The 22,197-nt window shown below is 62.7% G+C and carries 19 protein-coding genes and 3 pseudogenes; 15 read left to right on the top strand and 7 right to left on the bottom strand.

From position 1 onward, the window contains the following. Positions 1-87: 87 nt before the first annotated feature. Complete coding sequence (locus MRAB57_RS24725; protein WP_077089690.1) at positions 88-753, bottom strand: class I SAM-dependent methyltransferase; 666 nt, start codon at positions 751-753, stop codon at positions 88-90. Between the two features lie 371 nt (positions 754-1,124). Between MRAB57_RS24725 and MRAB57_RS24720 the strand changes: the two genes are divergently transcribed. Continuing rightward, the gene (locus tag MRAB57_RS24720; RefSeq protein ID WP_077089689.1) at positions 1,125-2,393 is read left to right on the top strand and encodes a glycosyltransferase; all 1,269 of its coding nucleotides are present in this window, start codon (positions 1,125-1,127) and stop codon (positions 2,391-2,393) included. 16 nt (positions 2,394-2,409) lie between these two features. On the opposite strand, the gene MRAB57_RS24715 is transcribed toward MRAB57_RS24720, so the two are convergent. The 3 genes from MRAB57_RS24715 to MRAB57_RS24705 form a co-directional block, all read right to left on the bottom strand. Beyond that, positions 2,410-3,657, bottom strand: coding sequence for a glycosyltransferase (locus MRAB57_RS24715; protein ID WP_077089688.1), 1,248 nt, complete (start codon positions 3,655-3,657; stop codon positions 2,410-2,412). Next, positions 3,654-4,739, bottom strand: a complete 1,086-nt coding sequence (locus MRAB57_RS24710; protein WP_077089687.1) for an NAD-dependent epimerase/dehydratase family protein — start codon at positions 4,737-4,739, stop codon at positions 3,654-3,656. Before MRAB57_RS24710 ends, MRAB57_RS24715 begins: the two co-directional genes overlap by 4 nt. 186 nt (positions 4,740-4,925) lie before the next feature. Continuing rightward, positions 4,926-5,837, bottom strand: a complete 912-nt coding sequence (locus tag MRAB57_RS24705) for a sulfotransferase family protein (protein WP_077090830.1) — start codon at positions 5,835-5,837, stop codon at positions 4,926-4,928. Positions 5,838-6,370: 533 nt separating this feature from the next. Between MRAB57_RS24705 and MRAB57_RS24700 the strand changes: the two genes are divergently transcribed. The 3 genes from MRAB57_RS24700 to MRAB57_RS24690 all read left to right on the top strand — a co-directional run bounded on the left by MRAB57_RS24700 (position 6,371) and on the right by MRAB57_RS24690 (position 9,536). Next, complete coding sequence (locus MRAB57_RS24700; protein WP_077090829.1) at positions 6,371-7,204, top strand: TylF/MycF/NovP-related O-methyltransferase; 834 nt, start codon at positions 6,371-6,373, stop codon at positions 7,202-7,204. Between the two features lie 233 nt (positions 7,205-7,437). Next, positions 7,438-8,253, top strand: coding sequence for a TylF/MycF/NovP-related O-methyltransferase (locus MRAB57_RS24695; protein ID WP_077089686.1), 816 nt, complete (start codon positions 7,438-7,440; stop codon positions 8,251-8,253). A 185-nt stretch (positions 8,254-8,438) separates the two neighbouring features. Next, entirely contained in the window at positions 8,439-9,536 is a 1,098-nt protein-coding gene (locus MRAB57_RS24690; RefSeq protein WP_077089685.1) for an acyltransferase family protein, read from the top strand. 7 nt (positions 9,537-9,543) lie between these two features. Here the strand turns inward: MRAB57_RS24690 and MRAB57_RS24685 are convergent, their stop codons facing one another. Continuing rightward, a complete protein-coding gene (locus MRAB57_RS24685) occupies positions 9,544-10,830 on the bottom strand; it encodes a glycosyltransferase (RefSeq protein ID WP_077089684.1) in 1,287 nt (428 codons plus the stop codon). A gap of 525 nt (positions 10,831-11,355) precedes the next feature. On the opposite strand from MRAB57_RS24685, the pseudogene MRAB57_RS24680 reads away from it, so the two are divergent. Beyond that, a pseudogene (locus MRAB57_RS24680) lies at positions 11,356-12,147 on the top strand (FkbM family methyltransferase); the annotation flags it as partial. Between the two features lie 7 nt (positions 12,148-12,154). On the opposite strand, the pseudogene MRAB57_RS29315 reads toward MRAB57_RS24680, so the two are convergent. Together MRAB57_RS29315 and MRAB57_RS29310 are read right to left on the bottom strand one after the other, a co-directional pair. Beyond that, a pseudogene (locus MRAB57_RS29315) lies at positions 12,155-12,784 on the bottom strand (class I SAM-dependent methyltransferase); the annotation flags it as partial. 366 nt (positions 12,785-13,150) lie between these two features. Then, positions 13,151-14,380 (bottom strand): annotated as a pseudogene (locus MRAB57_RS29310) (glycosyltransferase); the annotation flags it as partial. Between the two features lie 349 nt (positions 14,381-14,729). On the opposite strand from MRAB57_RS29310, the gene MRAB57_RS24670 reads away from it, so the two are divergent. The 10 genes from MRAB57_RS24670 (at position 14,730) to MRAB57_RS24625 (ending at position 22,157) form a co-directional block, all read left to right on the top strand. Next, positions 14,730-15,386 carry a class I SAM-dependent methyltransferase gene (locus MRAB57_RS24670; protein WP_077089682.1) on the top strand — a complete coding sequence of 219 codons (657 nt, stop codon included), beginning with the start codon at positions 14,730-14,732 and terminating at the stop codon, positions 15,384-15,386. 155 nt (positions 15,387-15,541) lie between these two features. After that, complete coding sequence (locus MRAB57_RS24665) at positions 15,542-15,988, top strand: sugar 3,4-ketoisomerase (protein WP_083743522.1); 447 nt, start codon at positions 15,542-15,544, stop codon at positions 15,986-15,988. Further along, the gene (locus tag MRAB57_RS24660; protein ID WP_077089681.1) at positions 15,985-16,422 is read left to right on the top strand and encodes a sugar 3,4-ketoisomerase; all 438 of its coding nucleotides are present in this window, start codon (positions 15,985-15,987) and stop codon (positions 16,420-16,422) included. The genes MRAB57_RS24665 and MRAB57_RS24660 overlap by 4 nt, the downstream gene beginning before the upstream one ends. 115 nt (positions 16,423-16,537) lie before the next feature. Then, positions 16,538-17,650 carry a DegT/DnrJ/EryC1/StrS family aminotransferase gene (locus MRAB57_RS24655; protein ID WP_077089680.1) on the top strand — a complete coding sequence of 371 codons (1,113 nt, stop codon included), beginning with the start codon at positions 16,538-16,540 and terminating at the stop codon, positions 17,648-17,650. 112 nt (positions 17,651-17,762) lie between these two features. Beyond that, positions 17,763-18,668, top strand: a complete 906-nt coding sequence (locus MRAB57_RS24650) for a class I SAM-dependent methyltransferase (RefSeq protein ID WP_077089679.1) — start codon at positions 17,763-17,765, stop codon at positions 18,666-18,668. A 5-nt stretch (positions 18,669-18,673) separates the two neighbouring features. Further along, positions 18,674-19,252, top strand: coding sequence for a GNAT family N-acetyltransferase (locus MRAB57_RS24645; protein WP_077089678.1), 579 nt, complete (start codon positions 18,674-18,676; stop codon positions 19,250-19,252). A 46-nt stretch (positions 19,253-19,298) separates the two neighbouring features. After that, positions 19,299-19,595 carry a hypothetical protein gene (locus MRAB57_RS24640; protein WP_077089677.1) on the top strand — a complete coding sequence of 99 codons (297 nt, stop codon included), beginning with the start codon at positions 19,299-19,301 and terminating at the stop codon, positions 19,593-19,595. A gap of 9 nt (positions 19,596-19,604) precedes the next feature. Beyond that, positions 19,605-20,321 (top strand): SDR family NAD(P)-dependent oxidoreductase, encoded by a 717-nt coding sequence (locus tag MRAB57_RS24635; RefSeq protein WP_077089676.1) that lies wholly within the window; start codon positions 19,605-19,607, stop codon positions 20,319-20,321. 68 nt (positions 20,322-20,389) lie between these two features. After that, positions 20,390-21,055 carry an MBL fold metallo-hydrolase gene (locus MRAB57_RS24630; RefSeq protein ID WP_077089675.1) on the top strand — a complete coding sequence of 222 codons (666 nt, stop codon included), beginning with the start codon at positions 20,390-20,392 and terminating at the stop codon, positions 21,053-21,055. Between the two features lie 61 nt (positions 21,056-21,116). Then, positions 21,117-22,157, top strand: coding sequence for a 3-oxoacyl-ACP synthase III family protein (locus tag MRAB57_RS24625; RefSeq protein WP_077089674.1), 1,041 nt, complete (start codon positions 21,117-21,119; stop codon positions 22,155-22,157). Positions 22,158-22,197 lie beyond the last annotated feature (40 nt).

Below are 22,197 nucleotides of genomic sequence, written 5' to 3'. Positions count from 1 at the left end.
CGGCTGATCGGTGCGCCTCGGCCGCCGGTCCCCCGGCAAACGGCAACGCGAATACGCCAGCCGCACGCGATTTATTTCGGGCGATTATCAGAAAAGGTATCGGCCTAAAGCCCAGATTCTTTTTCCTGGGGGCTCCATTTCCTGAACGGGCTCGCCGTCCTTGTACATTTCATCCTGACGGATTAGCCCTTCATTAATGGCCTCGGTCCACGCCTGAGCGGGTCCCTTACCCCAACCGAGCCAGGGAGTGAGATCGTCCATGACCACAACCGTTTTCTCTGTGCAAAGGGGCTTTACATTCAGAACGTCGGTTTTGGCAATCTCGTATTCGTGGCCGCCGTCGATGAAGAATAGGTCGAAACGCAAATCCGGGTTCTCGGCGGCGAATTCCGGCACGATCTTGGTCGAGTCCCCGTAGATCAGTGTGTGCCTGCCCGGAAACCTCTTGTCGATAAGCCTTTTCGCGAACCGCGTGCCGCGGTGGCCGCCCAGGTCGAAGGAGATGACCTTGGTGTCGGGATGCGCGGCTAGAAACGCGTAGCTCGAGAATCCGACGTTAAATCCTATTTCCCCGATCAGGCGGGCATTTGTGCGCTGCACGGTGGAGGCAAGGCACAGCAGCTCTTCCCGAGAACTCGATCCCTCAGTCAATAAATTGCCGCGCGGCAAGAGGTATCGAATGATATCGAATTCGATCTTTCTCATGTCCTTGAGAGAAAGGGGCGCGGGGGAAGATGACTGGCCGACCGCCATATGCCTATGTCCTAACCTGGATACTCAGCGACGCTGTACGTGCCAACGTACTCGGTTGCGCCAGTCCCAGCGGGTATTTTGTCAATCCCGCCGCGCATTCGCGCCTGACCGCTAGCATCGGACCCTGGATAGGGTGTGTCGAGGCCGACGAACCAAAATCTCGCCGGTAGCCTCCCCGAAGTGGGAGTGCCGTCGGTTCGGGGGTGACCTTAGTCACTGGTCGCGACACGGGGTGGGGTGTAGCTCGCGCGATTCAACGCGACGCGCCGCGACCCTATAAAGGGGAGCGAATGTCGGCCGATAGCCGGCGAACCGGAGATAATGTTGCTGAGGTTGCCTACGTACATGACAGCTGAAAGGCTAGGACCGCGATGAAGATTGTCCTGGCGAGCTACGGAACACGTGGCGATATCGAGCCTTCCGTCGCGCTTGGCCGCGAGCTGCAAGGCCGAGGACACGACGTGCACATGGCCGTCCCGCCGGACCTGGTGGGATTTGTGGAAACGGCCGGACTCCCGGCCGTTTCCTATGGGTTGGACACGCAGGCGTGGTTGGACACCTACCGCACCTTTTGGACTTCCTTTTTTGGCAACTTCTGGAAAGTCCACGACCTGATCAGGTTGTGGGGCGAAATCTGGGAGACCGTCATTCGGTGTTGGGTCGAGATGACGACGACCCTGCGATCGTTGGGGCAGGGTGCCGACCTGCTTTTCACCGGTGAGAGCTTCATGGAGACGGCCGCCAACGTTGCGGAGTATTACGACATTCCGTTGGCGACGCTGTGTTACGTCCCGATCCGGGCGAACGGTCATCTGTTGCCGCTCCTGCCGTCGCCCGTGGGCCGTTCGGTCATGACGGTGATGGAGTGGGTGGCCTGGCGAATGAACAAGAAGGCCGAGGACGCGCAGCGGCTCGAACTGGGCCTGCCGAAGGCGACAAGCCCATCGCTGCGGCGGATCACCGACCGCGGAACCTTGGAGATTCAGGGCTACGACGAACTGTGCTTCCCCGGGCTGGCGGACGAGTGGGCGAAATGGGACGGCCGCCGGCCTTTCGTCGGCGCCCTCACCATGGAGCTGCCGACGGACGCCGATGACGAGGTCGCGTCCTGGATCGCCGCGGGAACACCCCCGATTTGCTTTGGCTTTGGCAGCATGCCGGTCGAATCTCCCCAGGAGACACTGGAAATGATCGGGGGCGCCTGCGCGGAGCTAGGGGAGCGGGCGCTGATTTGCGCCGGCTGGAGCGACTTCAGTGATGCCTCGCTGCCCGACCACGTCAAGGTGGTGCGCGCGGTCAACTACGCGGCGACCTTCCCCGCCTGCCGCGCGGTCGTGCACCACGGCGGTGCCGGCACCACGGCCGCGAGCCTGCGTGCCGGAGTGCCCACACTGATCCTGTCGATGGACCTGGTTCAGACGATTTGGGGTGCGCGAATCAAACAGCTGAAAGTGGGCACCGCTCGCCGCTTCTCCAGCACCACGCAGGAATCCCTTGTCACCGATCTACGGCGGATCCTGTCGCCGGAATACGTCAGCCACGCTCGCGGGATCGCCGCTCAGATGACCAAGCCCGCCGAGAGCGTCGCGACCACGGCCGACCTCATCGAGAACTTCGCCCGGGTGCGACGCACGGCCTGAGCTACCGGCTCGATCGTCAGCAACACGCTGTGCGACGAGCGGTGTCTTCCAACAGATCGGCCGCCTTGGTCACGCTGACGGCGGGTTCGGTCATGTGGAGCGAGATTTCCCGGGCCCGCGTGACGCAGTCCGGAGACAGGATCGTGCGCAGGTCCGAGACCAGGTTTTCCTTGGTCGCGGTCGAAAAGCGCCGAGCGGTGCCCACTTTCAGCCGTTTGACCTGTGCGCCCCAGATGGGTTGATCACCCATTGTCCAGAGGATCAACGTGGGAACCCCGGCGCGCAGACCCGCGGCCGTGGTGCCCGATCCGCCATGGTGCACGACCGCCCGGCACTGCGGAAACGTCGCCGCGTAGCTCACCGCGTCGACGATCTTGACATGGTCGAAGTGCGGCACATCGCTGAGATCGCTTCCGCCGGCGCGGATCAACGCCCGCTCGCCCAGCTCCGCACAGGCCCCGGCGATCATGTCGACCATGCTGGCGAACGATTCGAACGGCACACTGCCAAAGCCGAAGTAAATCGGCGGTTTTCCCGCGGCGACCCACGACGCGACCTCGTCGTCGGCATCCGTGGTGAACTCGATCGTCAGGGTGCCGACAAACGGCCTTCGCCCCTCCGATTGCGCCCATTCGGAAGACAACCCGGGGAAGCAAACCTGGTCATAGGCCTGAATTTCCAGCGATCCGAGTTCGGTGATGCGGCGCGGCGAAGGGCCGGTGGCCTTGCGCAGACCCAACTCGAGACGCTGCGCGTCGTCGAGCTTCTTGTGGAGGCGCCAGAAGAACCAGTCGAACACTCTCATCGCGGAGCGGCCGAGTGCGGGCGGCAGCATCGGAACCATCTGGCCGTTGGGTCGCATCGGGTAGTAGTGCAGCGTGGCCAATGGGATCTTGTAGTACTCAGCAACATTGGCGGCCGGCTGCTCGAAGTTCAGACCCGTGTAGAGCAGGTCGGCTCCGTCCGCCAGGGACATCAGCACCGTGCCCATCTGGTCCCAGTGTTCGGCCTTGGGCGCCAGCAACTCGACCAGGTCTTGGGGCTTGCGCAAAACGGACTTGAAGAAGTCGCGGTACTTGTCCACCCATTCCCGCGTGTCCGGTCCGTAAGCGACGGCCGCAAGCCCCGACGCTTCCACGAAGTCGACGAGGTCGGGCGACACGGCCATGTCCACTTTGTGTCCGCGGCGCACCAATTCGCGGCCGAGGGCAATCGTCGGCTCGATGTCGCCGCGGGTTCCGTAACTTGCCAAGGCAAATTTCATCGCGGTCCGTGATCGGTTGCGCCGGAAGGCAATTCGTGTTGTTCGCCGATCCAGTCAAGCAGAGCTAGCAGGCCTTTTTCGAGCGCCCAGGTTGGCCGCCACTCCAGCTCGGCCTTCGCAGCCTCGATGTCACACTTGGCCGCACGCACGTCGCCGTCGCGGAATTTCGCTACGACGGTCGGCTCGGGAGCCTCGCACAGTGTGGCGATGTTGTGCGCCAGCTCATGGATGGTCGTCGGGACGCCCGAGCCGATGTCGAGGAGGCGTGGTTCGACGGCGGGCCGGTCGATCGTCGCGAACAACGCTTCCACAACGTCGTCGATGTAGACGAAATCGCGCACGATCTGGCCGTCTTCGTAGACCTCCAACGGCCGCTGCTCGCGCGCCAGGCGTGCGAAGAGGGTGACGATCCCGGTGTACGAATTGGTCAGCGACTGCCCGGGCCCGTAGACGTTCTGCAGCCGCAGCACGCTGAGGCTGGTGTCGTGCGCGGCGGCCCACGCGGCCAACAGGTGCTCTTGGGCGAGTTTGGTTGCGGCGTAAATGTTGGTGGGCCGCGGTTCGGTGCGACCCGCGCAGCTCGGCAGGGGCACCGCGGCATCGCCGGTGGGGCCGACGGGATCCCAGGCGCCGGCCTGCAGCTGGGCATGGCTGCGCGGCCGCGGGTAGAAGATCTGCGCGCCCGATTGCCACGCGCCCTCGCCGTAGACGGCCCTCGACGACGCCAGCACGAGTTGGTCGGGCACGTGCGTCGCGCGGCTCAGGGCATCGAGAAGTTGAGTCGTTCCGACGACGTTCACCGAGCCGTGGCGCGTTGCGTGCGAAAGCGATTGCGCGGTCCCGGTCTCCGCCGCCAGATGGACGATCTGCGAGGGGCGGAACAGGCGAAGGACCGCATCGCAGTCGGGCGCGTGGGTGACGTCGCCAGTGAACAACCGCGCCGACGACGGCAGGTCGATCGCCTGGTGTCCGGTATGCACCTGTGGGTGCAGGACATCCATCACGGCGACGTCGTAGCCGGCTGTCACCAGACGGTGTGCGAGTGCGGAGCCGATGAATCCTGCCCCGCCAGTGACAAGCACCGATCCTGACAAAGAGCCGAAGCCTCCTGTTCGTCTCGCCGAGCGAGTAGCCGAACGTGATCATATCCGCGACTCCCGAGCCCGGCTCGCGAATCGTTTTTCAACAGAAATTGACGGCTGTCGGAAGTGGTACTCCAAGAAGCGAATCGGCGAGTGCGCGTCGCCGCGGGGAGGTCAGACGCGGATCTAGGCCCAACTCCCGCGCCGCCGCTTGGTAATCGCGATGATCTCCATCAGATTCCAGATGAACGGCCGGGAGATCCGGACGAACATGTTGTTGGAGTGATGGCGGAAATCTTCGAACGCTGTTCGAAAATCCCGCTCCGCAGCCCGATACGCGTAAAAGATGCGGTCCATCGCGGACTCGTCCAACGGCTCGTCCCGCGCCGCCGCGTGCAAGGCCAGATAGGTTGCGGGAATCCAGTCGGCGCCGCAAAGTTCGGGTACCGGGCCGCAGTCCCGCTGGCGTCGCAGGTCCGCTTTCAGGAATTCCCCGATGGCGCCTTCATCCTGGGCGCTCAGGTCGATACCGAGCGTCGCGGAAATCCGCTTCAACTGCAGCTGCCAGTCGTCGAGAAGGTTGGTGTACTCGACGAAGACGCGAGGGATCCCGCGCGTATGGCGTTCGGCGAGCAGGTTGTATTTCAGCCAAAGGGCACTAGAGAGCTCGGGCCGGGCGCGCATGAGTTTTGCCAGCGAGGCGCCGACTTCCTGGGGGTGTCGCACGGCGATCACGACGGCGATGTCGAAGCCGGCCTGGCGCGTCGCCTCGAACCACACCTCCGACAGCGCAGTGATCTGCAGGTCCTTGATGATGACGACCGGTGCCGCGGGCAGCGTGGTGAGGTAGGCCCGAATATTGGCGATGTAGGCGGCCTTCTCGCCGTCGTTGAGCGCGTCCTCCTCTTGCAGGCGCAATGACGGGTCGAATGCGCTGCTGCCGTGGCGAAGCAGGATCGTGTTGTTGAGGCGAAGTACCTTGCGCGGTTCCCAGTAACCGCCGGGGTTGCCCGAGTCGGCGCCCAGCATCCCGGCCGGCAGCGTCGCACCGGACAACGAGAGAACCCGGGTGAGAGCCGAGGTTCCGGATCGGGGCATGCCGAGCACGAACAGCGCGACCGGACGGCCGTTGGTCCCAGGACATCGAGGCGCGGGAATGGTCATGACGACACACCGAATGTGGCGAGAGTTGCGGACGCGCTTAGGTCAGCCATTACTGCCCCCTTTGGCATACTTCCCCCTTGCGAAACGTCAGCACACATAGCTGCTAATCATTTCGCCCGTTTGGCGTCGGCCGGTCGGGAACGCCGCCGGATGAAGAAGTGAAAACCGGGGCTGACCGAGCAACAGTGCCATAACGCTTACTCATGCTAAGCGCTTGCCCAGTGCGCGGAGGCAAAACGGGCCAATGTGTCGCCCACCTTTGATGCGAGCCGGATTGACGTGGTGTTTTGTCAAAGGCAACACCTGTGGCCATCCGCAAGGTGGTCGGGCACTGCGGGCGGGCCGTCGTGGAATACGCCGAAATGCATGGACGCTGTCGACAAATGTCTAGACTCGTCGCGGGGAGGGTAATCCCGTAGGCCTATGTAAGGGGCAGTTTTGTGAGCGTGACCGACCATGAGACGACCGTGACTGATCGCGACGCCAAAACGTTGTACCTCGATCAGATCCGGCGCGATCTCACCCGATACGGCGTGGACCAACTGGTGCCTGTGGGGTGGTCACAGGAGCAGCGTCTGACCCTTGGGTGGTTGCTGGGGCTTCCTTTCTTCAAGGCCGGCAACCTGATGCTGGTACGCAAGAAGCCGTTCGACAAGCGCAGGCGCGACCTGGGGCTCGACTGGCCCGTCGACGCCGAGACGATGATCGGCATGCAGCGGCTCACCAGTCTGCAGGAGTGCGTGGAAACGGTGCTGGCCGAGGACATCCCCGGCGATTTGGTCGAATGCGGCGTCTGGCGCGGCGGGGCCGCGATCCTGATGCGCGCGACGCTGGCCGCCCACGGGGACAAGACGCGGTCGGTGTGGCTGTGCGATTCGTTCGAGGGTGTGCCACCCCCGGACGTCGAGAACTACAAGGCGGACAAACTGCCTTGGTACAACATGGGACTGCACCGCTTTGCGCCCGTCCTCGCGGTGTCGCAGGAGCAGGTCAAAGCCAATTTCGAACGTTATGGGCTGTTGGACGATCAGGTGCGCTTCGTGCCCGGCTGGTTCAAGGACACCCTGGGTGACGCCCCGATTGAGCGCATCTCGGTGCTGCGCCTCGACGGCGATCTGTACGAATCGACCATTCAGGCGCTCGACGGGCTGTACCCGCGACTGTCACCCGGTGGCTTCTGCATCATCGACGACTACCACCTTCCTTACTGCCGCCAGGCCGTCGCGGACTACCGCGAGAAGCATGGGATCACCGCGGAGATCGTCGACATCGACGGCAGCGGCGTGCTCTGGCGCAAGTAGTCGTTCGTAATCGTCAACTGAGCCTTGCTTTTTCGTTGCGGCCGGGCTGAACGACGCGTTCGCGCCAGACGGGTGCGGCCGGGCGATCGACGAATCGTTGCCGGCTCGGCCGCAAATACGGTCGTTGGCATTTATTTGAATCTGAATTGAAATAAATTCAAAACGGATTTGCTGGCAGCGATAGCTGTCTAGACTCGGCCCGAGCGGAACGGGGGAGCGAGTTAGGAGCAGGCATGTCTGCATCCCCCGATCACGACATTCACGCTGGGTACCTCGACGAGATCCGGCATCAACTCACCCGATACGACGTCGATGACGTAGTGCCCGCCGACTGGTCGCTGCGGCGACGCGCCGTGGTGCGAGTCATGAACGTCCTGACCCCGTTATCCATGGGGAAGATGCCGTTCGGCAAGCGCATTCGCGAGTTGGGCCTCGACTGGCCCACCGACGCCGAGACGATGATCGGGATGCAGCGGCTGACCAGCCTGCAGCAATGCGTCGAGACGGTCATCGCCGAGCGCGTGCCCGGTGACCTAGTCGAATGCGGGGTTTGGCGCGGTGGAGCCTGCATCCTGATGCGCGCCGTCCTGGAGGCCTACGGCGACAAGACGCGACGCGTATGGCTGGCGGATTCCTTTGCGGGTGTGCCACCCCCGGATCCCGAGCATTACGAGATCGACAAACGGAGTCTGCTGTACCGATTCGCCCCCGTGCTGGCGGTTTCGGAAACCGAGGTCAGGGCGAATTTCCAGCGTTATGGGCTGTTGGACGATCAGGTGCGCTTCCTGCCCGGGTGGTTCAAGGACACGCTGGGTGACGCCCCGATTGAGCGCATCGCGGTCTTGCGCCTCGACGGTGATCTGTACGAATCGACGATCCAGGCGCTCGACGGGCTGTACCCGCGGCTGTCATCCGGCGGCTTCTGCATCATCGACGACTACAACCTGGGTGCGTGCCGGCAAGCCGTCACCGACTACCGCGCAGCGCACGGGATCACGGCGGAAATCGTCGAGATCGACGGCAGCGGTGTGTTCTGGCGCAACCAATGACGACCGTTGTGGCGAGGACGAGGGGAGTGCCGCAATCTTTGCTGGTCGGCTGCCCAACTTCGCCGATTGGCTGCTGACTGGGTGGCGATAGGCAAGAATCGCGGGGCAAGTAGATGCTCAGCGATCGCATTCTTCGAGGGCGACCCTAAACTCGCTGTGCGGCGACAGCAAGGGTAGGGAGAACGATGACGCTCGGTCAGGAGCTGGATCCGAGACGAAACGCGCTGAACGCGTGGCGGTTGCTGCTGGCCACCGGGGTCATCGTCTGGCACTCGTTTTTGACCACGGGCCACCACATAGCGTTCGCGCCGGCTCGGCAGCTCCTCAGCGAGGTCTTCGTCGACGGATTCTTCGCGATCTCGGGATACCTCATCACGTCGAGCTGGCTGCGAGACCCGCGGCTTCGTGACTACTTCGTCGCCCGGGGACTTCGCGTCCTGCCCGGGGTGTGGGTCTGCCTCGTCGTCGTCGCGTTTGTGGTCGCACCGCTCGGTGTGGCGATGCAAGGCGGTTCGGCCAAAGACCTGATCTCCTCCGGTGCGCCCCTGCGGTACGTCCTGATCAACATGCCCGCGGTCGGCGGGCTCCTGTTTGATATCGGCGGGACGCCCCGCGGCGTGCCGTATCCGGGCTTCTGGGACAGTTCCCTGTGGACACTCATCTGGGAAGTGTTCTGCTACATAGCCGTTGCCCTGCTCGGCGTTGCCGGGCTGCTCCGGCGTCGGTGGCCGATTCCCTTGGTGTTCGCGCTGGCGCTGGTTGCCTCGACGATGACGCCGTTATCCACCGACGCAACGCCTCAGCAGATGATCACCTACGCGGCGGCACGGTTCGCGCTGATGTTCGCGGCGGGGGCGCTGGTGCATCAGTTCCAGGACGTGATCCCCGCCCGTTGGTCACTGGTCGCGGTGAGCGCGGTGATCGTGCTCGCGTCCAGCTGGTTGCCGTATTACCGCCTGGTGGCCGCCATTCCACTCGCTTACATGATCATTGCGTCGGGCGCCCTGCTGCACAACGAGCGGCTGAGGCTCCGGACGGACCTGTCCTACGGCGTCTACATCTACGCGTTCCCGATCCAGCAGTTGCTGGTGATCGCCGGGCTGGTCACCTTGAATCCGTTGGTGTTCGCGCTCATCGCCGCCGTGGCGGTGCTGCCGGTTGCCGCAACGAGTTGGTTCCTCGTGGAGAAGCCGGCGATGTCTCTGAAGGCGCGGTTCAAGCGCAAAAGTCTTGCAGCGCAAGAGGACTCGAACTTGCCGGTTTCGGCCGAGGCAACCGACTGAGCCAAGCCTACCGCGCGTCGGTCAACGCCGATTTGCGGCGGACGGCATCCTCGAGAAGATCGGCGGCGGCGGCGACGCTGTCGGCGGGCTTGGTCATCCGGGCGGCGACCTCGCGGGCGCGGGTCGCGTAGTCGGGAGCCAGGATCTGGCGCAGGTCGGCGACCAGCGACTTCTCAGTGGTGCTGGCGAGGCGGCGCGCCGCGCCCACCTTCAACTGTTTGATGCGCGCGCCCCACAGCGGCTGGTCGCCGGTGGTCCACAGGATCAACGTCGGAACACCCGCGCGCAGGCTTGCGGCGGTGGTGCCCGCGCCGCCGTGGTGCACCGCCGCCCGGCAGGCGGGGAAGGTGTCGGCGTAGTTCACCGTCCCAACGACCTTGACGTGATCGGGGATTCGAATGTCGCTGAAGTCGGTGCCGCCGGCACAGATCAACGCTCGCTCGCCCAACTGCGCGCAGGCGCCGCCCACCAATTCGACGATCTCGCCGGCGGATTCGACGGCGATGCTGCCGTAGGCGAAGCAGATCGGCGGCTTGCCCGCGGCGATCCACGAGGCGACCTCGTCATCGGTGTCCGTCTGCAGTTCCAACGTCAGGGTGCCGATGAAAGGCCGCTGCCCGTCGTACTTCGCCCACTCGGCTTCCAGGCCGGGGAAGCAAAACCCTTCGTACGCTTGGATTTCGAGTGATCGGCGTTCGACAATCCGGTGCGGCGCGGGATGTTTCGCCTTCGGCAGGCCCAGCTCGCGGCGCTGCTCTTCTTCGGCCTTGGTCGTCATGCGCCAGAACACCCACTCGGCCACCGTCATCGAGGAGCGCACCAACGGATTCGGCACCATTTTGACGAGTTGGCCATTGGCCCGGATCGGGAAGTAATGCAGTGTCGCCAGCGGAATGTCGTAATACTGAGCGACATTCGAGGCGGGCTCCTGAAAAATCTGGCCGGTGAAGAGCAGGTCGGTCCCGTCGGCCAGCGACTTCAGCGTCGCGCTCATCTGCTCCCAGTACCGGGTGACGGGCGCCCAAGCCTCGCGCAGCAGCTCGATTGGACCCCGGATCGTCCAGAAGGTGCGGAGGAACCTCCCCCAGAGCTCGCGAACGAATTCCTCGTCCAGGTAGTCCTTGAACTCCGGCCCGTAGGGGACCGCCGACAACCCCACCGACTCGACGAATTCCACCAGCTCCGGCGGGACGGCCATGCGGACATCGTGCCCACGGCTCTGCAGCTCACGGCCGACAGCGGCGGACGGCTCGATATCGCCACGCGTTCCGTAGCACGCCAGGGCAAATTTCATCGCGGACCGTAGCCTTTCGCCGATTGTGTGCGCAGTGGGCGGCACCAGTGGCCATTATCGCCGGTTCTTCGGTCGCGGACCCGGGGTTCGGCGCGATTTCACCGGACCGTCGGTCGACGGTCCGAGCTGGCGCGACGCCAACTCATGTTTGCTGTGGGCGCGCTATGACGCGTCGCTCAGCGCAAACTTGACCGTCGTTAATTGCCCCAAAGGACGTCGCGCGGGGCTACGCTCATACGAAGGTTGTGCTGGTACTGTCGGCGCAATCTAAGGGCGGCGCAGCCTACGTAGGGTCACGATTGCGCGAGTGCCGCCCGAGTCGGATAGGGGGTCGTTGGCGATGCCAATACGTGAACTTCGCTGCGTTGGCGATATATCTGCAGGTCGCGGCGTCGCGCCACGAGTCATTTAGGGGCTGCTCCGATGTCGCTCCTCGATCACGAAGAAGTCATTCCGGCCGTCAATCCGGCCCCGCCGCAGCGCCTGGCTGACGGCATCCGGCGCTGGATGACCGTGCCGCGAAATGTTTCCCGTAGCCTCCGTCGCTTCCTTCCCGGCGGCCTGACGCCCTGGCATTGGCGCGGTTTTCAGGTGACGCTCGAGCCCGGTTCGATGATCGCGCGCGTCGCGCGGGTGACCGGTGGTTTCGAGGACTCCGAGATCGACATCGCGTCGGCGCTGTGCGGTGCGCTTTACCCAGGTCGTTGCGTCGTCGACGTCGGTGCCAACGTCGGCCTGCACAGCCTGGCCTGGTCCCGGGTGGCGCAGGTAGTGGCCTTGGAGCCGGCGCCGGAGACGTTTTCCCGGCTGGTTGCCAACGTGGAAGCCAACGGCCTGCAAGATCGCATTCGCACCCTGCGCATCGCGGCCGGTGACAGCGCTGGCGACGTCGACTTCTTCGTGGCCAGAGACAGCGGCTTCAGCTCGTTGAAGGACACCCACCACGCCCCGATCCGGGAGCGGATCACGGTGCCCTGCACCACGCTCGACGCGCTCGCGGCCGAGCTGCCCGGCCCGGTAGGCCTGCTGAAGATCGACGTCGAGGGGCTCGAGCGCACGGTCATCGCCGGGGCCGACCAACTCCTGCGCCGCGACCGTCCCGTGCTGATGGTCGAAATCTTCGGATGCTATGACTCCAATCCCGATCCGGAGGGAACGGTCGAGGACATCCTCGCCTACGGGTATGACGCGTTCGTCTACGCTTCGGGATCCCCGATGATCAACCGAAACGCGCTCGAGGACTCGGGGCTGATCCCCTACGAGAAGCACCTCGACTACCGGTACAACTACTTCTTCGTGCCGCGGCCGATCGGCTGAAACGCCCCTACTTCGCCACCCCCAACACGAACGCGGTCTGGTCGCCCAGGCCCTGCCGATTGAGCTGTTCGGTGCGCTTGCGCCAGCGCCGGATCCGCAGGGGGCCGAAGAAGCGAACGATCTTCGGGTCGTTCAGCGCGATGTCGTGTCGGTAGGCCTCGCTGACGAGAAACTGAAAAAACGTCGAATCGTCGTGGGTCTTTTCCACTTGGAGACCGACGGTCTCCGCGGCGATTGCCATTCCCTGTCGCGAGGGGATGACGATGTGCCGAGGCGCATCGATTTGGACCCAGTCTTGTTTGTAGAGTTTCCACACCTCTGAGGAACTCGTCGGCAGGCGGACCAAGCACTTGCCGCCGGGGGCCAGCTTTTCGCGGGCGGCCCGCAGCGTGGCTACCGGGTCGGGCATGTGCTCCAGCGAGTGGTTGAACATGATGAGGTCGAACTCGCCGGGCACTTCGCTGAGGTAGCGCTTCGCCAGCGGCACCCCTTGGGGGGTGTGGCCGTCGGCCTCGATGAAGGGATCGGCACCGGACAGGTTGCTGAATCCTATTGTGGCCAAACGGTCGAGCAGCATTCCGCCACCGCAGCCCACGTCGATGATCCGCGCGTCCAGCCGAACCCCCAGCTGCTGGAGCAATCTGATGATGTCGGTCATGACTACCCGGACGAAGCCGGTGGGCAGTGCCGCCAGCACGGTGCCGACGGCCCGGCCGCCGGTGTGGGTTTCGTAGCGGTCCTGCTGGGTGGTGAGCCACTGAATGAGCTTCGGAGAGGCGCTGTAGGAGTAGTAATTCGGGGGGTAGTGCTGGGCGAGCTCCTCACCCTCGAGCGTGTCGACGATTTGCAACGTCTCGCAGGCGGCGCAGACGAAGTATGCAAAGGGCTCCCGCGTGCCGAACATCATCTCGCGGATAGCGAATTTGTCGTGCGGACCAGTGGATCCGCACAGCCGGCACGGCTTGTCAACGCCGCTCACTTGGTCCTCCTTCTCGAAAACGTGACGAAGCGCTAATGCTTCCAGCAGATCCGCGGCCCGGGTCACGCTGTCGGCGGGTTTGGTCATTCGGGCGGCGAGCTCCTGGGCTCGTGTCAGGTACCCCGGCTCGAGGATCTGACGCAGGTCTGCAACCAGTGATTCCCGGGTGGTCGCCGAAAAGCGCCGAACGGTACCTACCCGTAGTCGTTTGACCTGGGCACCCCAAATCGACTGGTCTTCTGTACCCCAGAGGACCAGCGTGGGGACGCCAGCACGCATGCTGGCGGCCGTCGTTCCGGCACCCCCGTGGTGAACGACGGCGCGGCAGGCGGGAAAAACTTCCGCATAATTCACCGGGCCCACCACCTTGACGTGCTCGAAGCGCGGGACGTCGCTGAAATCCGTCCCGCCGGCGCAGACCAACGCCCGCTCGCCCAGCTGCGCGCAGGCTGCGCCGATCATTTCGACGGTGTCGGCCGGCGATCCGACCGGCAAGCTGCCAAAGCCGAAGCAAACCGGCGGCGTTCCCGTGGCAATCCACGACGTCACATCGTTGTCGGCGTCGGTGGCCAACTCCATCGTCAGCGTGCCGACGAAGGGCCTTCGGTCATTCTCTTTCGTCCATTCAGCCGCCAACTCGGGGAAACACACCTCGTCGTAGCCCTGGATATCCAGCGATCCACGTTCCGCGATCCGTCGGGGTGGGGGCACGGTTGCCTTCGGTAGCTTCAGTTCGCGGCGCTGAGCGTCCTCGGCCCTCTTGATCAGACGCCAAGCCAGCTGCTCCAGCGGGATCCGAACGAGCGGGCCGCTCGTCCGTATCGGGAAGTGATGCAGCGTGGCTAACGGAATGTCGTAATACTCGGCGACATTTGCAGCGGCGTCCCGGTACAGCAGCCCGGTGAACAGCAGGTCGGACCCGTCCGCCAGCGATATCAGCGTCGTATTCATTTCACCCCAGTGCCGGATGAGGGGCTCCACGGCTTGGCGAACGACTCTGATCGGATCCCGCACTCTCCAGAAGTTGCGAAAGAAGTCCGTCTTGGTGGATCCGCGCAGGAAATCCGCGTTCCAGAACGACTCGACTTCGGGGCCGTACGCGACCGCGGGAAGCCCGGCGGACTCGACGAAGCCCACCTGCTCCGGTGGGACGGCCATGCGCAGTTGGTGTCCGCGCCTTTGTAGTTCGCGGCCGATGGCGGCGCAGGGCTCGACGTCGCCGCGCGTTCCGTAGCACGCCAGAGCAAATATCATCGCGGACTGTGGCCTTTCAGGTGTCGTGCGCGTCAACGACGTCAGCGGTCATTATGTCTGCTCCGTCGACTCTCGGTTGGGCATTGAACGGTGCTGCGGGTAGACGGCAGGGCAGTTGCAGCTCGGCGGTGCCGGACGGCGCGGATGAGCCCACTCGGAAGACGCCAAACGCGACGGGTTGCACCCCCCGACCTGTAGGGTACCGAGAGGGCAAGGCGGTCCAATGCGGTTAATTGGGTAGTGCCGTTAGCCCAGCACAGCGGGAACGGGCGATTACGGGATTCTGAAAGGCGATTTGGTGTTTCAACTGTCTCTGTCTCGGAAGATTATCAACAAAGATAAAGTCGGCATGATAGACAAGGCGTTCCCGTCTCTCGGCATCGAGTCGTTCGCAGATCTAGGCGGTGTCTGGCGAGTGGAAGGCGCGTATACATTTCACGCGCTGGACAAGCACGGTGTGAAAAATGCGGCACTCGTCGACCTCCACCTGACCCCGACTGTTGTCGACCGGGCAAAGTCGCATCCGCAACTTCGGCTGATCAATGGAAACTTCGGCAGCCAAGCCATCGCCGATGAAGTAGGTGAAGTTGACGCCGTCTTCTTGTTCGACGTGTTGCTGCACCAAGTGGGGCCCGATTGGGGCACAATCCTCAAGATGTACGCCAAGAATGTTCGCCATTTGTTGATATATAATCAGCAATGGACAGGTTCAGACAAGACTGTCAGGCTGCTGGATTTGGGCGAAAAAGAATACTTCCGCAACGTCCCCCATAGTCGTCGTGTTGAGGAATACAAAAATCTTTTTGAAAAACTCGACCAGAAGCATCCGGAGTTTGACGGACCATGGCGGGATTTCCCGGGTATCTGGCAGTGGGGCATCACGGACGCCGACCTTGAGTCAAAGGTTGCTGAACTCGGGTTCAAGCTGGTGTCGAAAAAGGAATGCGGTAAGACCGGTATGCTACCGAATTTCAGGGATCGTGCCTTTATTTTTTCTCGACAATAGCTCACGTATACCGTTGGACTGGTGGTCGTTTCGCAGGAGGTCGGGGAGCGTATGGCCTCAGCCGATGAATCGGCCGTGCGGACTAGCGACAGGCTGGAGTTCAGATCAGCGCTCCCGCCGGATCGCACGACCCAATCCGCCTCCGCTCCGTTGACATGCAGGCTGAGACCGCACCAAGCAGGACGCCCGTGATTAGTATTAACGACTGCCGATTGATCGATCTGCCGAAGATTCACGACCCTCGTGGAAACTTGACGTTCATCGAATCGGGCAAGCATGTTCCGTTCGATATTGCCAGAGCCTTTTGGATCTATGATGTTCCCGGTGGTTCGGTGCGCGGGGGCCACGCTTACCGGACGGGTCAAGAGCTGATATTGGCCCTATCGGGCAGCTTCGAAGTCATGCTGGACGATGGTTCGCATCATGTCCACTATACGTTGAATCGCTCTTATCATGCTTTGCTGGTTCCCAATTTTATATGGCGGGAGATGATCAACTTTTCTACCAATTCAGTGGCTCTGGTTCTCGCCTCTAATCCGTTCGAGCGTGATGATTATATCCGCGACTATGCAGATTTCATACGTCTCCGGAGCGCGGTATGAGTAGCGTTGATGAATGTAAAATCGTGAATCTCGGAAGGGTGGGGAGCTCCGCCGGGAACCTGTCGCCGCTATACGGCGGAGTGCACGTTCCCTTTGACATCAAGAGGGTCTACTACCTCTACGACGTTCCCGGGGGGGCCGAGCGCGGTGGGCATGCGCATCTGAAGCTGGAGCAGTTGATTGTGGCGGTCTCGGGGTCTTTCACGATCACGGTCGATGATGGTGACAGTCAACGAGCTATTTCACTCGACCGGTCCTACTACGGCCTATATCTACCACGTTTGATCTGGAGGGAGATCATAGGCTTCTGCACGGGAGCCGTGTGCCTGGTCTTCGCGTCACTACCCTACGACGAATCGGACTACATTCGCGACCATCAGGATTTTCTGGCGGTGACCCGCCGCAGCCCTATTGGCGGAGGCGCCGCCGTCTAAGGGGACCGGCCATCGTTCGGCTGACAATCAATGCGAATAAACGAATTCTTCTCAAATACTAAAAGTGGGCAAAGGATACGCAGCGAATGAATGATTTCGAGCTTGGAATTTGACAATGACCGATCCTTCCGTCCCTTTTCTGGACGTTCGCGCCGCCACGCAGGAGCTCGAAGGACCGGTTCTCGAAGCTGTCGAGCGAGTCATGCGCAGCGGCTGGTATGTGCGGGGTGAAGAAACGGAAGCCTTCGAGCGCGATTTTGCCGCCTTCGTCGACGCGAAGCATGCGGTCGGAGTGGCCAATGGCCTGGACGCGATCACGCTCGCACTGCGCGCCCTTGGAATCGGTAGCGGTGACGAGGTCATCGTCCCGACCAACACGTTCATCGCCACCTGGATCGCGGTAGCGCACACCGGTGCTCGTCCGGTCGGCGTGGAACCGATCGTGGGTCAGTGGAACATAGACCCCGTCCGGGTCGAGGACGCAATCACGCCGCAAACGCGTGCCGTCGTACCGGTGCACCTCTACGGCCAGCCGGCGGACATGGCAGAGCTTCTGGCGGTGGCGAGACAGCGTGGGCTGGCGGTGGTGGAGGACGCCGCGCAGGCGCACGGTGCGCGCTACCACGGGCGGCGCCTCGGTGCACATGGCGACGCCGTCGCGTGGAGTTTCTATCCCGGGAAAAACCTTGGGGCGCTGGGCGACGGGGGCGCTGTGACCAGCGACGACCCCGACCTCGCCGCGCGCATTCGTTCGCTCGGCAACTATGGAAGCAGTCAGAAATACGTACATGATCTCCTCGGGGCGAACTCGCGACTGGACGAGATTCAATCGGCGGTACTGCGCATCAAATTGGGGCATCTCGACATGTGGAATGCTCGCCGGCAAACGATCGCACAGCGTTACTCGGAAGAACTCGCCGCTGTCCCGGGACTGCGCCTGCCCAGTGTCACGTCCGATCGCGAACATGTTTGGCACCTATATGTAGTTGACCACGCATCGCGCGACGAATTGCAGAATCATTTGGCTACCAAGGGGATTCAAACACTGGTGCACTACCCGATTCCGCCGCACCTGTCGGGCGCCTTTGCTCCGCTCGGACTCACCGCGGGAGCATTCCCGATCGCGGAGCAGGCTGCGCGGACTCACCTTAGCCTGCCCATCGGTCCTCATCTGTCCGACGAAGGCGTCGCCCGCGTGATTGATGCTTGTCGATCGTTTCGCTCATGAAGGGACAGTCGCGCGGGATCTGGACCGTTCGCAGCGGCCGACCATGTGAGGCGCATCGACCCTTTGACATGATGGAGGCCCGGCTGGAGTCGACGAGGACGGGATTCGATCGATGATCCGTGAGCACACTCGGGCCGCCCAGGCTGTCATCAGGGACCAGGCGCGTTTCGCTCAGAACAACATTGAGCGTGCCAGTGCCGAGTTCGGCCCCGAGTGGGACACCGCCTTCGAGGAACTGTTAGCTCACGTTTACGGCGACCCGGTGGCACTGGCGGACGCGGTCAAGGGCTACGCGGCGTTCGCGGTGGACTCGATGCGTCGTCAACGTCGCTTCGAGATCGAACGCGCCTACCCCGCCAAGACGTTCGCCGAGGCTGCGCAAGAGGTGTATTTGAACGAGGAGTACATGCACACGCAGTACCTACCCGGACTACTGCTATCGCACTACCTCTGGTCGCACCACTATCTGCAGTTGCAGTACTTCGAGCGGTTCTTTTTGTCTTCGCTGGCTCAGCAGAGCGATCCGCGCTTTGCCGAGGTCGGCATCGGCACCGGCGTGTACTCGCGCATTGCCTTGCAGACCGTGCCGGCTGCGGAGGGCTTTGGCTACGATCTGAGTCCGGTCTCGGTGCGCTTCACCCGCGCCCACCTCGAGGCGTTCGGGCTGTTGGACCGCTACGACACCGACCTACGCGACGTAATCGAGCACCCGCCGGAAGACCAGGTGAGCCACGTAATCTGCGTGGAGGTGCTCGAGCACCTCGAGGATCCGGTAGCGCTGCTGCGGGCGCTGAAGAATATGACCACTCCCGACGGCAAGCTATTCATCACCGCGGCGTTGAACGCGGCCAACGCCGACCACATCTACCTCTACCGAAACGCCGAGGAGGTGCTGGTGCAGGCCGAAGAAGCGAGTCTGCATGTCGAGCATTACTACTTCGCCAATGCCTACCCAGCCCCGAAGCGCGGCGTGCCCGTGCCCGGCGCGATGGCGATGGTCTGCACTCCGGTGCGTTGAGCAGCATGGCCGATATCACCCTCAGGGGCGAGTTCGTCACCCTGCGGCCGCTAGCCGTGGACGATGCGGCAGTCACCCTTGGGTGGCGCCAAAGCGCACGCGCGGCCAACCTGAATGCCGCTCCCCGGAGCGTGCAGCAACAAGCCAAATGGATCGCCACGCGGCCCGACTCGGAATACAACTTCGTGATTGAGCTAAAAGATGGCCGCCCGGTGGGTATGGTCTCGTTGACCGCCGTCGATACCATCCATCGTCGTGCTGAGCCCGGGCGCTTTTTGATCGGGGATGAAGAGGCCGTACGAGGCGTGCCTGCTGCGGTCGAGGCCATGAAGCTCATCTACGAGTTCGCTTTCGGCAAGCTGGGGCTGCAACGAGTGCATGGCGCGGTCGCGTCGGACAACTCGCTCATGATCAAGTGGCAGAAGTTCATGGGCCTGACCGAAGAGGGACGGTTGCGAAACCACTATTTCATCAACGGCAAGTTTCAAGACGCGGTAGTTTTCGGCATGCTGGCGGAGGAGTACCGGGCCAGAACGGAGCCCAAGATGGAGGTCTTTATCAAGGCTGCGAGGAAGGCGCAATGAGTTGCGCAAGTGATGGTTGCTGCAAGAGATTTAACGGAGTCCAAACATGAGCAACAAAGACGCAGTCGAACGCATCATCTTTGAGGCCCTCGAAACGCTGAACAACGAGCGCGGCTCCGACGAGCAGATCGACATCGGCCCCGACACGGCCCTCTTTGGCCCCGACGCATTGCTGAACTCGCTTGAGCTGGTGTCGGTGATGGTGGACATCGAGACCCTGTCCGCTGATGCGTTCGGCCAATCCGTCGCCCTGACCGATGACAAGGCAATGGAGCGGGATCCGGTTCCTTTTGTCAACGTTTCGACGCTGACCGCCTACATCCTCGAGCTGCTGGGGGACTGAGCGACGGCCATGTCAACGCTCTACGACGACAAGGTGGTGCTCGTCACCGGGGCACGCCGAGGCCTTGGCGCGGTAATTGCCGACCACTTCGAGCAACGGGGTGCACGGGTGGTGGGCTTTAGTCGCCACGCCAACGAGGCGTCTACGTCGGATCGCCGCTTCGACATGGCGGTCGACGTGGGTGATCCAGCTTCGGTCGGCGCTGGCTTCGAAGCCATTCGGAAACGCTTCGGCAAGCTGGACATCTGCATCAACAACGCGGCAGTACTGACCTCGCAGTACGCGATGATTTTGCCGGCCGCTTCAGCGAAAGCCATGGTGGACACCAACTTGGTGGGGACCTTCCTCGTCTCGCGGGAGGCCGCCAAGCTCATGCGCAAGGGCAAATGGGGCCGCATCGTCGGCGTCAGCTCGATGGCCGTCAGCCTGGAACCCATGGGCGACTCGGTCTACGCGGCGACGAAAGCTGCCGTCACCACTCTGGCCAACGTCATGGCAAAGGAACTGGCCGCAACCAACATCACCTGCAACACAATGGGCGTCACGGCATTCGCAACCGATATGTTGGGCCAACTGCCGCGCGATAAGGTCGATGCCGTGATAGCCAGCCTGCCGCTTGCTCGCATGGCCACCCGTGAGGACGTGGCACACGTACTCGACTTCTTCTGCGGGCCCGGCAGCGAATGCATCACCGCACAGACGGTGTACCTGGGCGGGGTGCACTGACATGGTGATGTTGCGGTCGATACGGTGCCCGCTGGACCTGTCGAATGGCAGCATCGAGGCGGCCTGAGATGGAAATGACCACCGGTGCCGACACTTTGCGCGTTGTTGCGAATCAGAGCTTTTCTTCCAACACATACCTGTTGGCTTCGGGCGCCCCGGGCCGTTGCGTAGTTGTCGACCCGGGCCTGGATCCAGGCTCCTTGCAGCAGGAGCTGGACGAGGCTGGCTGGATCCCTGAGGCGGTGCTCTGCACGCACGGTCATTTCGATCATGTGGGCGGGGCGGCTGAGCTGCAGTCGCGGCACCACATCCCTGTCTATCTGTGCGCAGCCGATGTAAAAGCCGCCAAGATGTCCAACTTCTTGATGGCCGCCTTCAAGATCGAAAAGCGGATCAAATTACCGGAATTCGAGCTGCTGGAGGGTGAGGACCCACATTTAGCCTGCGCTGGGCGGTCTTTCGTGTTCCACTCCGCGCCCGGCCACACGCCGGGCAGCGCGGTCATCGAGGTCGAAGGTTTCTTGTTCTCCGGAGACTCGCTCTATGCCAATCGAGTTGGCCTGTCGCAATTGCCTGGTGAAGACTCGCCAACGCTGCGCCGCTCGCTGCGCCGCCTGTTTACCCGAGTCGGCGGCGACGTGTTCGTTCTACCCGGGCACGGGGGCAGCGCGACGTTGAAAGGCATTCGCGAAAACAATCACAAGCTGCGTGAGTTCCTGGCGGAGCCCGATTGATCCGCATTTTATATCGCCGTATCGCACTCCTGTCACCGAGAGGGTTGCAAGTCTTTACACCATGAACGCCGCTCCGATTCCTACCGTGCCACTGCCCGCCATTTCCATCATCGGGGTGGGCCACCACCTGCCTGCGCGGGTGGTCGACAACGACGAGCTGTGCCAGACGTTGGACCCGACACCAGCCGTGACACCCGCCTGGATCGAGGAAAAAACTGGCATCCGCCAGCGCCGTATTGCGGCCCCAGACGACACAGCTTGGGGCTATTCCCTGGCCGCGGCACAACAGGCGATGGACATGGCCCAAATCACCGCCGAGCAGCTCGACGTGATTATCTGCTGCACCTTCTCCGGGGACTACATCTACCCGCCGGTCTCAGCCAAGGTGCAGCAGCAGCTCGGGGCCACTCACGCACAGATCTACGACGTGCAAGCCAACTGCTCGGGCTTCGTCACCGGGTTGACCGCGGCGTCCGACCGCATGAGGGTCGACGACACCGTCCGCTGCTCACTTGTCATCGGCGTCGAGATGCTGAGCCGGTATATCGACGGCAGCGATGTCAATACCGCCATCTATCTCAGCGACGGCGCCGGCGCTGCCGTGCTAGGCCGGGTGGCACAGGGCGGGATTCGCCACTCCGCCTTTCATACCGACAGCTCTAACTTCGACGCGGTGCGCCAGCGTGGCGGGGGCTCGATGTTCCCCAACAATGGCCGGCCCTTTGATCGTGCGGTGGACTTGATGGAGATGAACGGCATCGCCACCTGGAAGCAGGCGATCACCCACCTTCCGCCCACCATTCGCAAGGCGATCGCTAAGTCAAATTACGAGGTCAGCGACATCGATTTTGTAGTCTTTCACCAAGCCAACTTGCGATTGATCGAATACCTCGTGAAAAAGATGGGCTTCGGCTTGGATAAGACCTACGCCAACGTCGCCGAGGTGGGCAACACGGGCTCGGCGTCGCTCGCCATCGCCTTGAGCGAAGCAGTACACAAGGGCAGGATGAGACCCGGCCAGCGGGTGGTGTTGGCGGGCGTGGGCGCAGGGTTCAATTTCGCGGCGAGTGTCTGGGATTGGACTTTGGAGATACCGCAGTGAAGTCGGCCAATTGCTGGGCCGTTCCCAAGCTGGCCCGCGT

Source organism: Mycobacterium rhizamassiliense (assembly GCF_900157375.1).
Lineage (GTDB): Bacteria > Actinomycetota > Actinomycetes > Mycobacteriales > Mycobacteriaceae > Mycobacterium > Mycobacterium rhizamassiliense.
This window is presented reverse-complemented; position numbering and strand designations above follow the sequence as displayed.

Bases quoted from the DNA above. Each gene is read 5' to 3' on its own strand.
- MRAB57_RS24725 (WP_077089690.1), bottom strand. From the start codon at position 753: ATGGCGGTCGGCCAGTCATCTTCCCCCGCGCCCCTTTCTCTCAAGGAC.
- MRAB57_RS24720 (WP_077089689.1), top strand. From the start codon at position 1,125: ATGAAGATTGTCCTGGCGAGCTACGGAACACGTGGCGATATCGAGCCT.
- MRAB57_RS24715 (WP_077089688.1), bottom strand. From the start codon at position 3,657: ATGAAATTTGCCTTGGCAAGTTACGGAACCCGCGGCGACATCGAGCCG.
- MRAB57_RS24705 (WP_077090830.1), bottom strand. From the start codon at position 5,837: ATGCCCCGATCCGGAACCTCGGCTCTCACCCGGGTTCTCTCGTTGTCC.
- MRAB57_RS24695 (WP_077089686.1), top strand. From the start codon at position 7,438: ATGTCTGCATCCCCCGATCACGACATTCACGCTGGGTACCTCGACGAG.
- MRAB57_RS24690 (WP_077089685.1), top strand. From the start codon at position 8,439: ATGACGCTCGGTCAGGAGCTGGATCCGAGACGAAACGCGCTGAACGCG.
- MRAB57_RS24685 (WP_077089684.1), bottom strand. From the start codon at position 10,830: ATGAAATTTGCCCTGGCGTGCTACGGAACGCGTGGCGATATCGAGCCG.
- MRAB57_RS24670 (WP_077089682.1), top strand. From the start codon at position 14,730: ATGATAGACAAGGCGTTCCCGTCTCTCGGCATCGAGTCGTTCGCAGAT.
- MRAB57_RS24665 (WP_083743522.1), top strand. From the start codon at position 15,542: ATGCAGGCTGAGACCGCACCAAGCAGGACGCCCGTGATTAGTATTAAC.
- MRAB57_RS24660 (WP_077089681.1), top strand. From the start codon at position 15,985: ATGAGTAGCGTTGATGAATGTAAAATCGTGAATCTCGGAAGGGTGGGG.
- MRAB57_RS24655 (WP_077089680.1), top strand. From the start codon at position 16,538: ATGACCGATCCTTCCGTCCCTTTTCTGGACGTTCGCGCCGCCACGCAG.
- MRAB57_RS24650 (WP_077089679.1), top strand. From the start codon at position 17,763: ATGATCCGTGAGCACACTCGGGCCGCCCAGGCTGTCATCAGGGACCAG.
- MRAB57_RS24645 (WP_077089678.1), top strand. From the start codon at position 18,674: ATGGCCGATATCACCCTCAGGGGCGAGTTCGTCACCCTGCGGCCGCTA.
- MRAB57_RS24640 (WP_077089677.1), top strand. From the start codon at position 19,299: ATGAGCAACAAAGACGCAGTCGAACGCATCATCTTTGAGGCCCTCGAA.
- MRAB57_RS24635 (WP_077089676.1), top strand. From the start codon at position 19,605: ATGTCAACGCTCTACGACGACAAGGTGGTGCTCGTCACCGGGGCACGC.
- MRAB57_RS24630 (WP_077089675.1), top strand. From the start codon at position 20,390: ATGGAAATGACCACCGGTGCCGACACTTTGCGCGTTGTTGCGAATCAG.
- MRAB57_RS24625 (WP_077089674.1), top strand. From the start codon at position 21,117: ATGAACGCCGCTCCGATTCCTACCGTGCCACTGCCCGCCATTTCCATC.